The organism is Solirubrobacter ginsenosidimutans, from assembly GCF_027587205.1.
Genome location: NZ_JAPDOD010000041.1, coordinates 20,617 through 35,119, shown reverse-complemented (window position 1 = coordinate 35,119; position 14,503 = coordinate 20,617). Strand labels below are relative to the sequence as shown.

The 14,503-nt window shown below is 71.6% G+C and carries 17 protein-coding genes; 6 read left to right on the top strand and 11 right to left on the bottom strand.

Annotated elements, in window-relative coordinates; genetic code table 11:
* The first annotated feature begins 7 nt into the window (after positions 1–7).
* Positions 8–727, top strand: coding sequence for a peptidylprolyl isomerase (locus OM076_RS32525; RefSeq protein ID WP_270044317.1), 720 nt, complete (start codon positions 8–10; stop codon positions 725–727).
* On the opposite strand, the gene OM076_RS32520 is transcribed toward OM076_RS32525, so the two are convergent.
* The 4 genes from OM076_RS32520 to OM076_RS32505 all read right to left on the bottom strand — a co-directional run bounded on the left by OM076_RS32520 (position 714) and on the right by OM076_RS32505 (position 3,479).
* Complete coding sequence (locus tag OM076_RS32520; protein ID WP_270044316.1) at positions 714–1,286, bottom strand: methylated-DNA--[protein]-cysteine S-methyltransferase; 573 nt, start codon at positions 1,284–1,286, stop codon at positions 714–716. The two genes, OM076_RS32525 and OM076_RS32520, sit on opposite strands and share 14 nt — an antisense overlap.
* Positions 1,283–1,756: an RNA polymerase sigma factor gene (locus OM076_RS32515; protein ID WP_270044315.1), complete on the bottom strand. Its 474-nt coding sequence runs from the start codon at positions 1,754–1,756 to the stop codon at positions 1,283–1,285. The genes OM076_RS32520 and OM076_RS32515 overlap by 4 nt, the downstream gene beginning before the upstream one ends.
* 19 nt (positions 1,757–1,775) lie before the next feature.
* A complete protein-coding gene (locus tag OM076_RS32510) occupies positions 1,776–2,354 on the bottom strand; it encodes a hypothetical protein (protein WP_270044314.1) in 579 nt (192 codons plus the stop codon).
* A 63-nt stretch (positions 2,355–2,417) separates the two neighbouring features.
* Positions 2,418–3,479, bottom strand: coding sequence for an enolase-like domain-containing protein (locus tag OM076_RS32505; protein ID WP_270044313.1), 1,062 nt, complete (start codon positions 3,477–3,479; stop codon positions 2,418–2,420).
* Between the two features lie 29 nt (positions 3,480–3,508).
* On the opposite strand from OM076_RS32505, the gene OM076_RS32500 reads away from it, so the two are divergent.
* The gene (locus OM076_RS32500; protein ID WP_270044312.1) at positions 3,509–5,728 is read left to right on the top strand and encodes a DUF2298 domain-containing protein; all 2,220 of its coding nucleotides are present in this window, start codon (positions 3,509–3,511) and stop codon (positions 5,726–5,728) included.
* Here OM076_RS32500 and OM076_RS32495 read toward each other — a convergent pair.
* Genes OM076_RS32495 through OM076_RS32485 form a run of 3 tightly spaced genes read right to left on the bottom strand, consistent with a single transcriptional unit; the run spans position 5,712 to position 9,124 of the window.
* Positions 5,712–7,328 (bottom strand): flippase activity-associated protein Agl23, encoded by a 1,617-nt coding sequence (locus tag OM076_RS32495; protein ID WP_270044311.1) that lies wholly within the window; start codon positions 7,326–7,328, stop codon positions 5,712–5,714. The genes OM076_RS32500 and OM076_RS32495 overlap by 17 nt on opposite strands.
* A gap of 9 nt (positions 7,329–7,337) precedes the next feature.
* Complete coding sequence (locus tag OM076_RS32490) at positions 7,338–8,357, bottom strand: lysylphosphatidylglycerol synthase transmembrane domain-containing protein (RefSeq protein WP_270044310.1); 1,020 nt, start codon at positions 8,355–8,357, stop codon at positions 7,338–7,340.
* Between the two features lie 32 nt (positions 8,358–8,389).
* Positions 8,390–9,124, bottom strand: a complete 735-nt coding sequence (locus OM076_RS32485; RefSeq protein WP_270044309.1) for an MBL fold metallo-hydrolase — start codon at positions 9,122–9,124, stop codon at positions 8,390–8,392.
* An 85-nt stretch (positions 9,125–9,209) separates the two neighbouring features.
* On the opposite strand from OM076_RS32485, the gene OM076_RS32480 reads away from it, so the two are divergent.
* From OM076_RS32480 to OM076_RS32465, 4 genes are all read left to right on the top strand, one after another.
* Entirely contained in the window at positions 9,210–9,341 is a 132-nt protein-coding gene (locus tag OM076_RS32480) for a hypothetical protein (RefSeq protein ID WP_270044308.1), read from the top strand.
* 53 nt (positions 9,342–9,394) lie between these two features.
* Positions 9,395–10,393, top strand: coding sequence for a hypothetical protein (locus tag OM076_RS32475; RefSeq protein ID WP_270044307.1), 999 nt, complete (start codon positions 9,395–9,397; stop codon positions 10,391–10,393).
* 196 nt (positions 10,394–10,589) lie between these two features.
* Positions 10,590–11,051 carry a hypothetical protein gene (locus tag OM076_RS32470; protein WP_270044306.1) on the top strand — a complete coding sequence of 154 codons (462 nt, stop codon included), beginning with the start codon at positions 10,590–10,592 and terminating at the stop codon, positions 11,049–11,051.
* Complete coding sequence (locus OM076_RS32465; RefSeq protein WP_270044305.1) at positions 11,048–11,764, top strand: TrmH family RNA methyltransferase; 717 nt, start codon at positions 11,048–11,050, stop codon at positions 11,762–11,764. Before OM076_RS32470 ends, OM076_RS32465 begins: the two co-directional genes overlap by 4 nt.
* Here OM076_RS32465 and OM076_RS32460 read toward each other — a convergent pair.
* The 4 genes from OM076_RS32460 to OM076_RS32445 form a co-directional block, all read right to left on the bottom strand.
* Positions 11,742–12,938: a hypothetical protein gene (locus OM076_RS32460; RefSeq protein WP_270044304.1), complete on the bottom strand. Its 1,197-nt coding sequence runs from the start codon at positions 12,936–12,938 to the stop codon at positions 11,742–11,744. The two genes, OM076_RS32465 and OM076_RS32460, sit on opposite strands and share 23 nt — an antisense overlap.
* Positions 12,939–13,100: 162 nt before the next feature.
* Positions 13,101–13,691 carry a hypothetical protein gene (locus OM076_RS32455; RefSeq protein WP_270044303.1) on the bottom strand — a complete coding sequence of 197 codons (591 nt, stop codon included), beginning with the start codon at positions 13,689–13,691 and terminating at the stop codon, positions 13,101–13,103.
* Complete coding sequence (locus OM076_RS32450) at positions 13,688–13,993, bottom strand: hypothetical protein (RefSeq protein WP_270044302.1); 306 nt, start codon at positions 13,991–13,993, stop codon at positions 13,688–13,690. The genes OM076_RS32455 and OM076_RS32450 overlap by 4 nt, the downstream gene beginning before the upstream one ends.
* A complete protein-coding gene (locus tag OM076_RS32445) occupies positions 13,984–14,484 on the bottom strand; it encodes a thioredoxin family protein (RefSeq protein ID WP_270044301.1) in 501 nt (166 codons plus the stop codon). The genes OM076_RS32450 and OM076_RS32445 overlap by 10 nt, the downstream gene beginning before the upstream one ends.
* Between the last annotated feature and the right edge of the window lie 19 nt (positions 14,485–14,503).

Sequence of the window (14,503 nt, the reverse complement as noted above, 5' to 3'; positions counted from 1 at the left end):
GCCCGCCGTGCAACGACTCCTCGCCGTCCTCATCGCCTCCATCGCCCTCGCCGCCGCCGGCTGCGGCGATTCCAAGGACGGCGAAGCGACCGCCACCTCGACTCCCGAGGCCGCCGCCACCGAGACGGCGACGCCCACCGCCGCCGCTGCCAACGAGTTCCTGCCCGAGGGCTGTGAGGACGTCGAGAAGCCGGCGCCCAAGAAGGTCGACCCGCTCAAGAAGCCGACCGAGAAGCTGAGCAAGTCCAAGACCTACGTCGCGACGATCTCCACGACGTGCGGGGACATCGAGGTCACGCTGGACTCGAAGGACTCGCCGATCACCGGCGGTTCCTTCAAGTACCTGGCGGACAAGAAGTTCTTCGACGGCACGACGTTCCACCGCGTCGTCCCGGACTTCGTGATCCAGGGCGGCGACCCCGCCGGCGACGGGTCCGGCGGCCCGGGCTACTCGGTCGTCGAGGCCCCGGCCTCGGACCTGAAGTACACGAAGGGCATCGTCGCGATGGCCAAGACGGGCGCCGAACCCGCCGGCACGTCGGGCTCGCAGTTCTTCATCGTCACCGGCGATCAGGCCGGCCAGCTCACGCCCGACTACGCGCTGTTGGGCAAGGTCACCAAGGGGATGGACGTCGCCGACAAGATCGGTGGGATCCAGGCGGATCCGAACTCCGGTCAGCCCGCCGCCCAGGTGATCATCAAGTCGGTCACGGTCAGCGAGAAGTAATTCCCTCGAGCGCGAGCAGGGTGCGCTTGCGCTCCGGCCCGCCCGCGTAGTTGCCGAGCCTGCCCGTGCTGGGCAGGACGCGGTGGCAGGGGACGACGATCGGGACGGGATTGCGCGCACAGGCCGTCCCTACGGCACGCGAGGCCTTCGGGTTGCCGGCGCGCGCGGCGAGCTCGCCGTAGCTGACGGTCTCCCCACGCGGCACCTGGCGCAGGCGCTCGAGCACGGCGCGGCGGAACGGCGCGCGCGCCAGCCGCAGGTCGACGGGCAGTTCGAGCGTGGTCGCGTCGCCCTCGAGATATTCGCTGAGCGCGTCGCGCTCGCCGGTCAGCTCACGGTCGGAGCCGATGACGTTGGGGCCGAAGACGCTCGCGATCTCCGCGAGCACGTGATCCTCGGCCTCCTCCGGGAAGGCGATGCGGGCGAGGCCCTCGGGCCCCTGGACGACCAGCAGCTTGCCGAGCGGCGTGCTCAGGCGGGTGAAGATGGCGTCGGCGAGTCCTTCGCGCACCGCGGCGGCGGCGACGGACTCCAGCAGTGACTCGGGCAGTGGGGTCATGCGATGCTCTCCCGGAGGGTGCGGACGGCGGTCGAGACGCGCTGGCGCGCGGCGAGCGTGGAGCAGCCGAGCTCCGTCGCGATGCCCTCGTAGTCGAGGTCGTCGACGAAGCGCAGGCGCAGGGCCGTGCGGGCGGTCTCGTTCAGCGGTTCGATCAGGCTCTCGAAGGCGCCGTCGTCGTACGCGTCGAGAGTGGCTTGGACTGGCGGTTCGTCGGTCACCACTTCGCGCTTGCGGGCGCGGTGGTGATCCATCGCCGCCGAGGTGGTCACGCGGTAGAGCCAGGCGCGCAGGTGGTCGGCGTGGCGCAGCTTCGGATAGGCCCGCAGCGCGCGCAGCAGCGCGTCCTGCAGGACGTCCTCGGCGGCGCCGTCGCCCGCCATGCGGCGCGCGTGGACCAGCAGCTCGTCGCCGTGGGTCTGTACAAGCGTCCAGAACGGTGGCAGCACGTCGTTAGAACGCGCCGCCACCGGAAAACGTGAGCCGTCTTTAGCGTTTGCCGCCGTAAGCAGCCGCGCGTTGCTCCGCGGCCTTGGCCCGTGCGGCTCGCTGCCGGCGCCTGCCGACCACGGCGAGCACGCCGAGCACGACCACCACCAGCAGGAGGCCGTAGAACCACACGGTGTTGCCCAGTCCGCCGCCGAACGGCTGCGAGATGACCCAGACGATGCCCGTGCCGAGGGCGATCACGAGCACGATCGCGAGGATCACGAGCAGGACACCGCCGATCCGGCGCGGGAGGCCGGCGCTGGGCGGCGGGGCGATCACGCCCATGATCCGCAGCATCAGCAGCTGGCGGTTCGTCGGCGGCGTGCCGCCGAGCTTCTCGGTCGCGATCTTCAGATCACCGGCGCGGCGCTCGGCCAGGGCCAGCGAGGCCTCGGCCATCCGGCGCAGTTGCAACCGCTCCTGCGGGCGTGACGCGGCGATCGCGGCGCGGAAATGCTCGCGGGACTTCGCCGCATCCATGCGCTCCGCCGCGCGCGTGCCCAGGATGGCCTGCGCGGCGGCCTTGAACCGGGTCTCCTTCTCCAGCTCTTCGTCGGAGCGGGTTTCGAGCTGCTGCATCGCATTCAGAGCCGACTTGGACTCCATGCGGACTTGACGTGGCTTGGGCGGCATGGCGACTTCTCAGTTTACGTTGCGCCGGAAACCCAGCGGCGCCGGGTCCACGTTCAGGGGGCTCTCAGGCAAAGCGGGCTCGGGATCGAGGTCGTCGTAGCCGCCGGGAGCGATGTCGTTGGGCGCGTTCGGGTGAAACAGCGCGGCCAGCAACTGGATGTGCCCGCGGCCGACGCCGAGCTCGTACTGGCCGCCGCCGTAGGCGCCCATCCCGCGCTGCTCGCAGAACTCATACCCCTCGAACAGCGCCTTCACGGAACCGAAGCGCGACGGCTTCAGGTTGACCGTGCGCGGGATCACCGGTGCGTCGAGGATGTCCTGGACCGAGTGGATCGGCGCGTCCCAGGTGATCCGGTCCTGGTGGGACGCGAGCGCGTTGCGCGCGTCCTCGGTGTCGAGGTCGGGATCCTCGAGCCAGGCGTCCGGGAACGATTCGGCGATGTGCTTGTAGAAGGCGGGGTCGGTCGTGACGTCGACCGGCGTGCCCTTGTAGGCGCCCTTGAAGTCGATCGAGTCCACCGCGCCCGTCGCCTGCAGCTGCTCGATCAGCTCCTGCGGCCAGTCCGGCGTGGCGTCGAGCTTGAAGCGCAACCGGGGGTAGACGGCGAGGCGACGGGTGACGGGGTCGATCGTCGGCGGCGTGCCCATGCGCGAGGAGACGACGAACGTGATCGGCTCGGCGCGGCGGCCGATCGCCTCGGGCAGCGACGTGTTCGCCTGGCGCAGCGCGAGGTCCAGCGCGGCGGACTCGAAGGCCCAGCGCCGGTAGTTGCGGTAGACCGCCTGCTCCGGCGTGTAGCCCGGGAACAGGTCGAGCGTCGCCAGATGCTCCGAGAAGCTGTCGAACGTGTACTCGCCCGTCAGGTCGAGCACCGGGCCGGCCGCCTGCTGGGCGTCGTGGGCGCCCGCCTCGTAGGTCACGTCCTCGCCGCGACCCTCCTCACCGCCGCCCGTCAGGACGATGATCGTGGACTTGCGTTCGAAGCCGGAGGAGACCGTCCGGGCGAGGCCTTCGAGCGTGTATCCGTCGATCCTAAGTGAGAGCGAGGAGACGAGGTCGTAGAGCGACATGGCCGACCAAGGTACCCTCCTCGGCCGCGATGCTCGCTGCGCTCGGGCTCTTCCTTCTGATCGAAGTGGTGGGCCTGTTGGCCGCGCCGCTCGCTGCGCTCGTGCTCGGGCGGCTTCCCGGTGCCGGTCTCGGCTTCTCGAAGGTGCTCGGGCTGCTGCTCGTCACGTGGTTGATCTGGATGGCGGCGTCCTTGCACGTCGTCAGCTACGGCGTGCCGCTGATCGTCGGCGTCCTCGTGCTGTTGGCCGTGGTCAGCGTGCTGGTGGCGCTGCGGCTGCACTCGCTCGGCACGCGACTGGAGGGCGAGGGACGCAAGTCCCGGCGGCTGCTGCGGCTCGCCCTGCCGCTGGAGGACCCGGTCCGGCGGCGGCTCTTCTGGGGCGGCGAGGCGGTCTTCGCGGTCGTCTACGCCCTGGGCGTCCTGCTGGCGTCGTTCGCGCCCGACGTCTGGAACACCGAGAAGCCGATGGACATGGGGTTCATCAACGCCATCAACCAGTCGAGCCACTTCCCGCCGCACGACCCCTGGATGAGCGGCGAGACGCTGAACTACTACTACTTCGGGCACGTCGTGCTGGCGTGGCCGATCAAGGTGCTCGGCCTGGCGCCCGACACGGGCTACCTGCTCTCGTGGGGCCTGCTGATGGGGCTCACGGCGACCGCGGTCTACGCGTTCAGCGGGACGCTGTGGGCGGCGGGACGGGAAGCGCTCGGCGCCCGCGCGCCGCGCGGCGGCCCCGTCGCCGCCGGCCTCGTGGCCGCGGCGCTGGTGACGATCCTCGGCAACCTCGCGGGCGTCAGGACGTGGATCAAGGCCGTCGACCCGCCGAAGGACTACGCCTGGTTCGACCCGTCGCGGGTGATCCCGGACACGATCAACGAGTTCCCGTCGTTCTCGTTCATCCTCGGCGATCTGCACGCCCACGTGCTGGCGCTGCCGTTCACGGTGCTTGCGCTGGCGTTCGCGCTCCAGGTCGCCCTTCGCGGCCCGCGTGGGGACGTCGTGTGGCGAGCCGTGCTCGAGGCGCTGGCGATCGGGCTCGCGATCGGCGCGCTGTACGCGATCAACTCCTGGTCGTACCCCGTCGCGGCGGGGATTCTCGCTGCATCGGTGATCACGTGGGTCCGTTCGGACGGGAAGCACCGCAAGGGCTATCCCATCGTGTGGCTGGGGCTGGTGATCGTCGCCAGCTTCGTCCTGATCCTGCCGTTCCTGTTGAACTTCGACCCCGAGGCGAAGGGGATCGGCTTCGTCCACGTGCGCCGGCCGTTCGGCAAGTGGCTCGGCGACATGGCGTTGATCTACGCGATTCTCGCCTGGCCGCTGGTGCCCGCGTTCGCGGCGCGCATCTTCGGCTCGCCGAACCGCTGGCGCTGGCTCGGGTTCGGCGCGGTGGCGAGCCTCGTCGTCGGTTCCGTGCTCGCGACCGACGACCTGGCGGGCGCGATGGTCGCCGGGATCGCGATGGCGATCGGGATCGGCGCCGTCCTGCAGCGCGATCTGACCGCGCCGGAGCGCTTCCTCTGGATCCTCATCGCCGGCGGCGCGGCGCTGCTGCTGATCCCGGAGATCCTCTATCTCAAGGACGCGTTCGACGGGTCGGCGCTGTTCCGCATGAACACGGTCTTCAAGGCCGGCTACCAGGCGTTCCTGCTGCTCGGGCTGGCCGCGGGCTGTGCGCTGCCGTGGGCGGGCGCGTGGCTGCCGCGGTGGGCGTGGACGCTCTGGGTGGCGGTCGCGGCGGTGCTGATCATCCTCGGGCTCGTCTTCCCCTACGCGGGCTCCTACGCGCGCACCGGCGGGTTCGCGAACGCACCGTCGCTGGACGGCCTGAAGTGGCTTGCGGCGAAGTCCCCGGGCGACCCGGGCGCGATCGACTGGCTGCGCGACAACGCGCCGGGCGACTCAGTCGTGTTGGAGGCCTTCGGAGACGACTACTCCGCCTTCGGCCACGGCCGCATCTCGACCTTCACCGGCCTCTCGACCGTGATCGGCTGGGCCGGCCACGAGGTCCAGTGGCAGCACGACCCGGGCACGCGCTCGACCGACGTCCAGACGCTCTACACCACCCCGGACGCCCAGGTCGCGCAGCCGCTGATCGACCGCTACGGGATCAAGTACGTCGTCTTCGGCCCGATCGAGCAGACCACCTATGGCGACGCGGGCGTCGCCAAGTGGGACCAACTCGGCCGCAAGGTCTACTCGCGCGCCGGCACCACGGTGTGGGAGCTCAGAGGCCCTTCTTGACGTAGAGCCATTCCTTCATCCCGCCCGTGGGGTTCCAGACCTTGCGCTGCGTGATGTAGGAGAAGAGGTTGCCGGGGCGGATCGCACCGTAGTCGCGCACCCACCAGATGCGGAACTGGAACTGGCGGCCGTCGTAGGCCTGCAGGGCGTTCTGGAGGCGGGCGTGGGCCTCGTCGGTCATCACGACCACGTCCGACGTGGGCGGCGGCGCGTTCTGCTGCGCGAGGTCGATGTAGCCCACCGAGAGGTGCCGGAAGTACCAGGCGTAGGGGAACGTCGCGCCCTGCGAGGAGTCGATCGTGACCGTCAGCGGCGGCTTTCCGGGGCCGCGGCTGTCGGCCAGCGCCTGGACCTGGTCGGCGACCTTCTTGACGTCGGGTGCGGACTGCGTGGAGACGAGCATCTCGCGCGGGTCGGCGCCGCGGTCGACGTTGACCCACCAGGACGCCAGGCCAACGTAGAAGAGCGCGATCGCCGCGCCCACGAGGCCGACGTAACGCAGCGTGCCGCGGGTGAACCAGATCGCCTGCAGGCCCACGCCCGCGAGCAGGATGACCGGCAGCAGCGGGTGCAGCACGAGCCACGCGAACTTCTCGCCCGCCCACGAGTAGACGATCAGCGAGAGGACGAAGTCCCAGACCAGGAACGCCGCGAAGTAGGGCTTGCGCCGCCACAGCGAGACGGCGCCGATGGCGCCGAGGATCAGCGCCGGCCACTCGATCGTGATCAGCACCGTGGAATAGAACTGCCAGGGCTCGCCGCCGCGGGCGACGCCGTGCTGGTCGATCCAGTACTTCAGGCCGGTGTAGATGCCGTCCCAGAGCCCGCCGGGGTGGGTGAGGAACGTCGTGAAGAGGATCGTGAAGAGCCCCGCGAACGCCGCCAGGAACCAGCCCCAGCCCTCCCAGCCCGCGCGCTTGAGGGCGCCGATCAGCTCCTCCCGCCACGCGGGGATCGCGAACGAGAACAGGAAGAACGAGCCCATCACGAAGACCGTGATGAACGTCGTCTCCTTGGTCGCGAACGACGCGGCCAGGAAGGCGCCGATGATCGCCGGGTGGTACTTGCGCGGCCGGTCGATGTAGCACCAGATCGAGACCAGCAGGCCGAGCGTGATCGCGGCGACGTAGATGTCCTCGCGGGCGAAGCGGCCGAAGTAGAGGTAGCTGGGCCCGAACGCGAACAGCGCCGCGGCGCAGAACGCCGCCGGGCGGCCCATCAGGCGGCGCAGCGGCCAGCACATCGGGACCATCGAGAGCGCCATCAGCACGGGGGCGAGGCGGGCGGTGAAGTTCGAGTCGCCGAACAGCACGTACATCAGCCCGGTCAGGTAGAAGCGCAGCGGGCCGTGCAGCAGCGGGTTGTACTGGTAGTCGCCGGTCTGGCGGAACAGGTACGAGAAGTACGCGTCCTGGCTCTCGTCGTGATGGAACGGCCGGTTGCCGAGGCCGATCACGTGGACGACGATCGCGGCGGCGAACAGCACGCCCCACGCCACCAGCTCGCTCGTCTGCTGGCGGGCGAACCAGGCCGCGGGGCCGCGACGGGCCGACGTCGTCTCTTCTCGCTGTGGGGCCGCGGGAGCGGCGATGTCGGTCATCTGGTGTCTCTAGCCCTTGGCTTCGGCGCGCATGGAGCGCAGTTTCTTCAGCCCGCCGTAGCGGGTGATCATCAGGATCAGTCCCAGCAACGTGATCGGCACGACGATCACGAAGCGCAACATCAAGAGGTAGCCGACTTTGACCCCGCCTGTCCCGCCGATCGCCTTGATGCCGATCGCCACAGCGGCATCCTGGGTGCCGGCGTAGCCCGGCCCGGAGGGGATCATCGAGAAGACGCTGGCCAGCGCGACGAGGTACAGGCCCTCGATCGGCGTCATGCCGAACCCGACCGCGGCGCCGACGGCCATCCACACGCCGGCCTCGATCCCCCAGATGACGAACGTGAGGCCGAGCAGCCGGAGCCCGTGGTGCGCCTTGCGCAGCCCGAGCGTCGCCGAAGCGATCGGCGCGAGCATGCCGTGGAGCTTCTCGTTGCGCCGGATGAACCGCCAGCCGACCCCGACGGCGCTGATCCCGACGATCGCGACCAGCGCGATCAGCTCGACGGAATTGCCGCCGACCTCGCCCAGCAGCCCGTAGCCGACGACGACGAACAGGACCAGCAGCACGGCGACGTCGAGCAGGCGCTCGGCCACCAGCGTGCCGACCACGGTGCGATTGGACGTGTTCGCGCGCGGGGCCATGAGCACGACGCGGATCGCGTCGCCGGCGCGCGCGGGAAGGACGTTGTTGCCCATGTAGCCGACCACCGTCAGGGAGTACGTATCGGCGCGGTGTGGGCTCGCGCCCTCATCCTCGAGCAGCCGCTGCCAGCGCTCCGCGCGGACCACGGTGGCGAGGGCGTAGAGCGCGATCGCGCCGATCAGCGCGGCGATCTCGGCCGGCGTGCTGGGCAGCTGCGGCGCCTGCTGCTTGGACGCCCACCAGACCACGCCGGCGAGCGCCACGATCGACACGACGATCCCGAGAACGGACAGGGGCGACCAGCGCCGCTTGGGACCAGGGGTGGTCACCGGCGGCGCGAGCGGGACGAGCGGATGCTCAGAAGTGGACGACTCAGTGCTCAACTTGCGCGTGATCAGGGTAGAAGCGCGAGCCGCTATGTGACGCCGACTTCTCGGGCATGAGCGACTGCTGAGGAGGGCCCGTCCGTCCACGGCTCTCCGTGGCCGAACAGCATCACGCCCGCATCGATGCCCTCGAGCGCGGACAGGGACGCGATCGCCTGCAGCGCGTCGTGGGCGAACGCCTTCGGCAGGACCTGCGGCCCGCGCGTGCCCGTGAGCGGGTTGTAGGTGCAGAGCGCGTCGCCGGCGAGCAGGACGCCGCGGTCGGGGAGCTGGAACGCGACGTGCCCGGGGGAGTGCCCCGGCGTGGGGATCACGCGCGGGCGGCCGGGGACGTCGAGGTCGCCGTCGGTGAAGGTCGTCAGCTCGCGGATCTTGGTCGGCCGGACCGCGCCGTTGCGCACCCCCATCGCGAGCAGCTTCCAGACCGCGGGGCGCCGCAGGTAGGGGAGGAGGCTGCCGTCGCGCGTGTGGATCTTGGCCGTGCGGGCCATGTGCTCATCCGCGACGTGCACGTACACCGGCGCGGGCGCGTCGAGCCGGACGCGCTCGGCCATTCCGACGTGGTCGCCGTGCGCGTGGGTGAGGATCACCGCGGCGATGTCGCCGACGCTGCGGCCCCGCGACCGCAGGTGCTCGTCGAGCTGCGAGCGGAAGCCCGGCATGCCCGCATCGACGAGCGTCAGCTGGTTGCCATCCTCGATCAGGTAGCAGTTGACGAACGCGTTGCCGAGCCGGTGGACGCCCGGGGCGACCTCAGTGGGCATGGCGGTCAGCTTCGCAGGGTTCGAACCCAGCGACCGTGAAAAGGGCTGGACGAGAGCCGTTTGAGCCTGTACTTTGGTTTGAGCAATGGCCGTCTACGCCGCCCACAACGATGCCTTCATGCCCGTCCCCACGGGTACGAAGTCGTGGCGGCGCGAGCTGAGCCTGCCGGCGACCCTCGCCGCGCGAATCAACGTCCAGCAGCCGAGCGGCTACTAGCGGAAACGGAGCGTCCTTTGCCCCCTTCCGCGAACACCGCGGGAGGGCGTCGAGTGACGCGCTGGACCCGCGAGACAATCATCGAGAAGATCCTCGAGTGGAACGTCCGTTTCGGCGAGCCTCCGTGCTCTGCTGACTGGAACCCCTCGCTGGCCCGCTGGCGCGCGCAGGAATGGCGCATCGAGCGGTACCGCGACGGGATCTGGCCCTCGACCAATGCCGCCAAGCGCCCGTTCGACGGGTCGTTCGACGCCGCCGTGCGTGCTGCCGGCCTGGAGCCCCACCGCTCCGGTCCGCGCCGTCGCCCGGCCGGGGTCGCGCGTCCCGCCATGGAGCAGCGCGAGCCGCAGGCTCCCCGCAGCGTCGACGAGGCGCTGCTCGAGTCCTCGGAGCGCATCCGCACCATGGAGCGCCGTATCGCGTCACTGGAACGTGAGGTGGCTGCGGCCGAGCGTCGTGCCGATCGTGCCGAAGACCAGTTGGGTGATGCGCGAGTGCGTGCCCGCCGTGCGGGTGAGCGCGAGCGCCGTGCCCGTGGCGCGCGTGAGCGTGTCCAGGTCGTCGAACGCGAGGCCGGCGAGCAGGTCGAGATGCTCACCGCGGACGCCAACGCTCGGGTGCGAGCGGCATACGACCAGGCCCAGGCCGCGGTCGCGGATACGCACGAGGCCCGCCGGGCCGCTCGTGCCGCTGAGGTGCGCGCTGCTGACGCAGAGGCGCGCGCTCGCGCGGCGGAGCGCCTGCTGGCGGAAGCTTCGACGGATTCTGCGGCCGTGGGCGCGGCGATGTCGGCGGCACGCGCGTCCGAAGAGCGCGCGGCTGCGGCCGAGCGTCGTGCGCGTGAACTGGCGACGCTCGTGTGCGGCGAACCGCGGCAGCTGACCCGCGGCGAGCTGGCACGCCTGCGTGAGGCCGGCCCGACCGGACCGGCCGTGATGGCGAATGCGCTTCGCACGCTCCACAAGGCCCGCGCGGCCGGCGACCGCCGCGGCCTGACCGACGCCCTGGGCGACGTCGCTTCGGCGGCCGTCGGCTGGCGCGACCGGCTCTAAGCCTCCCTCCCCAGATGAGGTCCCCACCCGCCCCCGGCCGACTCCCCCGGCCGGGGGCGGGGTCTCTGTGAGGTCACGAGGTTCGATGCGGCCCCGACCTGCGCCTCCGGTCGGGGCCGCCCCGCGGCGCGAACGTCAACTTGATCGGGCTGTGCCCGATCAAGCTTGCTTTCGCCGCGCCTCGTATGCTCGCGGCGTGACCGTCGGCGAGCTCGCAGCGCAGCACGGCGTCCCGCTCGAGGAGCTCGTGCGGACGCCCCTGTACGGCTCGCTCGCGCCCGACGCGCCGTTCTTCTGCACGTTCGCGTGGGACATGCACCACGAGGCGCCGGTGACGACGGCGGCGGACCTGGGGCGGCGCGAGGTGCTCGTGCCGGTCGAACGGCCCGCCGTCGGTCTCGAAGCCGTCGACTCGCTGGCGCCGGGCGCGTCGCTGGAGTTCAGCCCGCCGGTTCCGGCGCTCGAGCTCGCCGCGCTGTTGGGCGTGGCGGAGCCGGTCGCACGCACTGTCGGGATCTACATGGCGACCTGGGAGGTGCAGCTCGGTGACGCGGTCGCCACGCTCGACGGGTCGGCCGCCGGCGAGACCTACAGCCTTCCGGCCGCGCTCGGTGCGCGCGTGGTCGCGGCCGACCGCGTCCGGTTCCTGCGCCGATGAGGCTCGACGAGGTCGCGCGGTCGCGCCGGGACCCGGGGGTCGTCGTGCTCGAGGGCTTTCACGCCATCAAGCACGCGGTGCGCTTCGGCGCGGACCTGCTGGGCGTGTGGACGGCCGATCCGGCGGAGGTGGCGGCGCTGATCGCGCGGCTCGCGCCGGACATCGCGCTCGATCCGACCGTCGTCTCGGAGGCGGAGCTGGCCGCGGTGGTGCCGCGCGCACAGGTGCTGGCGGTCGCTCGCCGCCCGCGCCAGCCCGACCCGGACGGGATCCTCGCGCTGCCCGGCCCGGCGCCGGTGATCCTGCTCGAGGAGCCGCGCCACCTCGGCAACCTCGGCGCGTGCGTGCGGGTGGCCGCGGCGGCGGGCGCGGCAGGGGTGATCACCACCGGCGTCCAGGATCCGTGGCACCCGGACGCGCTGCGCGGCTCGGCGGGGTTGCACTTCGCGCTTCCCGTCGCTCGCTCGCGGGTGATCAGGACCGGTGACCGGCCGTTGATCGCGCTCGATCCCACGGGCGAGCCGCTGTCGGCCGCCGTGCCGGAGCGGGCGGTGCTGGCGTTCGGCACCGAGCGCGACGGGCTCTCCGACGAGCTGCTGGCCCGCGCCGACGCCCGCCTCGCGCTGCCGATGTCCCCGGGTGTCTCGAGCCTGAACCTCGCGACCGCGGTCTCGGGCGTGCTGTTCGCGCTCACGGCGCTGCGCGGACGCTGAAGGCGTTCTCCCACGCGATCCGCGGGCGGACGTCGACGAACGACGCGCGCGGCTCGCCGATGCGGCCGTCGAGGACTGGTTCACGCGCCGTGAAGCGGCGGCCGGGAGCGTGGACGCTCGCCCGCAGCCCCGCCGAGTTCGTCCAGACCGCGAGCGCCGTGCCGTCCGACCGCATCGCCACGTCGCCGGGAACGCCGTTGCCGACAAGCTGGCGAGAGCGCCCGAAGGATCCGGCCGGGCCGGCCTCCGCCACCCACAGCGAGTACGACTCCGAGAATTGCTCCGGGTGGTCGAGGCCCCACAAGAGCAGCGCGCGGCCATTGCGCGCGACGCTCAGGCGCAGCTCCGTGCCCGGCTGACCGGTCATCGCCATCGCGTTCAGATGGGCCGCACGGTGCACGAGCTGCGCGGGCGCGAGCGCTTCGAGCCGGCCCGTCACGGCATAGACCCGGCGGTGCTCGTTGCGTTCCTCACCCGCGTCGATCGTGGTCCAGGCGATCACCGCTCGCCCATTGGCGGCGATCTCCGCCGCGACCTGCGTGACCTCGAACGCGGGGCCGAGCTTGAACGGGGCGCCCGGATCGCCCGAGGGCGCGACGACCACGGCACGGACCTCGTGAAAGATCGAGTAGGCGACGAGCAGCGAGCCGTCCGGCGCGAACGCCAGCGTCACGTCACCGATCGGCAGGTCGTCATAGAACCCGCGGACGACGTCCAAGGTGACCGCGTCGCCGCGACGTGCGAGCTTCAGCGCGGCCGTGCCGTCGCGGCGGTACTCCGTCCACGCCACCGCGGTCTGCCCGCCCCGCCCGCACGCGAGCGCCCGCTCGCCGCTCACCCGCCGCGCGCCGAGCTCCGTCTGCCCGAGCAGGTGCCCGCGCGCGTCGACCGTCGCCAGCCGCGGCCGCCGCCCCCACACCTTCACGTACGTCCCGTCGCCCAGCGCCAGCACCCGGCTCGGCCACCCCGCCCGCGAGCTCGACACCGGACAGCGAAGCGGCGTCCGCCGCGCCTTGACGGGAGCCGACCACGGCCCGGCAACGACCGGCACCGAGGCACGCGCGGCCACCGGTGTCTTCGTCGCGCTCGGCGACGCCGTCGCCCGAGGCCGACCGGACCCGCCGCCGCACCCCACACCCGCCAGCGCCACCACGACCAGCACCCACGCATGCATACATCTCGTATACCGGGGTCTGACCCCGGTATACCGCTTGGATACATGTCGTACACCGGGGACTGTCCCCGGTGTACGACTTGAACGCAAGGGTGGGTGGGGCATGTCCCACACGGTCTCCCCGCAACGGCGTGGCGGGAGACCACCTAGGGGGAGGGCGAGCTACACCCCGAGGTCCGGCCAGCCGGCCAGGTCGAACAGGCCGAGGCCGAGGTCGGCCAGCGCGGCGGTCGAGAGGTCGAACACCAGCAGGTCGGACAAGGTCTCGTCGCCGCTGCCGTAGTAGCCGACGTGGGCGGGGCTGCGGTAGTACGGCTGGGGGCGGCCGGAAACCATCACCTTGCGGCTGAGGGGCGCGCGGCCCGCGTCGACCTCCTCGGCGCATGCCGAGCACGCGGGGACGCTCTCCAGCGCGCCGCCGGTGCGGGCGAACACGACCTCCCGCGCGGACGGGCCGTGCGCGGGGTCGAACAGGCAGAGCGGCCGTGGCGTGAGCTCCTCACCCGCCCGCGCACACGCGATCTGGTGCCGCGCTTCCGCCGCGAGCCTGGCGACGTCGCGCAGCTCGGTGAGCGTCCCGGCCGTCGCGAGTTGCGACTCGGCGCGCGCGTGCAGCCCGACGGCGCGGTAGTAGGCGTCGCCCTCAGCCTCGGCCTCGAGGTCGCGGATCTCCTCCGCCACCAGGGCCAGATCCGCCTCCGCGATCCGCCGGATCTCCTTCCACAGCGCCTTCCGTGCGCGGCGTCCCGTCACCCGGCCGAGCGTACTCGCGCCAACGCCTCGCGTAACTCGCCGGGATCCGGGGTGGGGGAGAAGCGGCCGTCGGCGAGCCGGTAGATCCGGCACGACAGACCGGGCGGGTCGTCGATCGGGAACAGGTCCTCGCCGTCGACCCGGATCGTCGGCGAGCCCGGGAATCCCTCCGCGATCGCCTGCTCCTCGTCGACGATCTCACGGACCGTCACAGGAAACTCCTCGCCGAGGATCGCGCGCAACTGCGCCAGCGCCGCCGGGTGTGACGGGCAGCCGTCCCAGTAGAGGAGCGCTACTTCCACTTGATCGAGCAACCGACCGGCTTGGTCTCCGGGTTGGCGACCGAACGGCCGGCGAGCACGTCGTCGAGCGCGGCGCGCAGCCACGCGGCGTTCAGCGACGGGTCGCCGTGATCGGCGTCCGGCGCGCCCCGGTACACCACGCCCGAGGCATCCGTGACGAACACGTCCGGCGTCGTCTTGGCGCCCCACGCGCGGGCGACCTCCTGCGTCTCGTCGTGCAGGTAGGGGGAGGCGAACTCGCCGGCCGCGACCCGCGCCTGCATCGCCGCGAGCGAATCGCGCGGGTGCTTGACCGCGTCGTTGGCGTTGATCTGCAGCACGCGGACGCCGCGGTCGGCGTAGTCGCGCGCGACGTCCTGGATCCGCTCGTGCCACGCGAGCGCGTACGGGCAGTGGTTGCAGGTGAAGACGACGACCGCGGCGGGCGCGCCGTCGCCGTGCAACGAAGTCGGGGTTCCGTCGGTGTCAGGCAGCGTGAAGGCGAGGGCCATGCGCTTCAGCCTACGCTGC

What these genes read in the sequence shown, in the direction of transcription:
- OM076_RS32520 (WP_270044316.1), bottom strand. Translation starts at nt 1,286, where the DNA reads ATGACCCCACTGCCCGAGTCACTGCTGGAGTCCGTCGCCGCCGCCGCG.
- OM076_RS32510 (WP_270044314.1), bottom strand. Translation starts at nt 2,354, where the DNA reads ATGCAGCAGCTCGAAACCCGCTCCGACGAAGAGCTGGAGAAGGAGACC.
- OM076_RS32505 (WP_270044313.1), bottom strand. Translation starts at nt 3,479, where the DNA reads ATGTCGCTCTACGACCTCGTCTCCTCGCTCTCACTTAGGATCGACGGA.
- OM076_RS32500 (WP_270044312.1), top strand. Translation starts at nt 3,509, where the DNA reads ATGCTCGCTGCGCTCGGGCTCTTCCTTCTGATCGAAGTGGTGGGCCTG.
- OM076_RS32495 (WP_270044311.1), bottom strand. Translation starts at nt 7,328, where the DNA reads ATGACCGACATCGCCGCTCCCGCGGCCCCACAGCGAGAAGAGACGACG.
- OM076_RS32485 (WP_270044309.1), bottom strand. Translation starts at nt 9,124, where the DNA reads ATGCCCACTGAGGTCGCCCCGGGCGTCCACCGGCTCGGCAACGCGTTC.
- OM076_RS32480 (WP_270044308.1), top strand. Translation starts at nt 9,210, where the DNA reads ATGGCCGTCTACGCCGCCCACAACGATGCCTTCATGCCCGTCCCCACG.
- OM076_RS32465 (WP_270044305.1), top strand. Translation starts at nt 11,048, where the DNA reads ATGAGGCTCGACGAGGTCGCGCGGTCGCGCCGGGACCCGGGGGTCGTC.
- OM076_RS32460 (WP_270044304.1), bottom strand. Translation starts at nt 12,938, where the DNA reads ATGCATGCGTGGGTGCTGGTCGTGGTGGCGCTGGCGGGTGTGGGGTGC.
- OM076_RS32445 (WP_270044301.1), bottom strand. Translation starts at nt 14,484, where the DNA reads ATGGCCCTCGCCTTCACGCTGCCTGACACCGACGGAACCCCGACTTCG.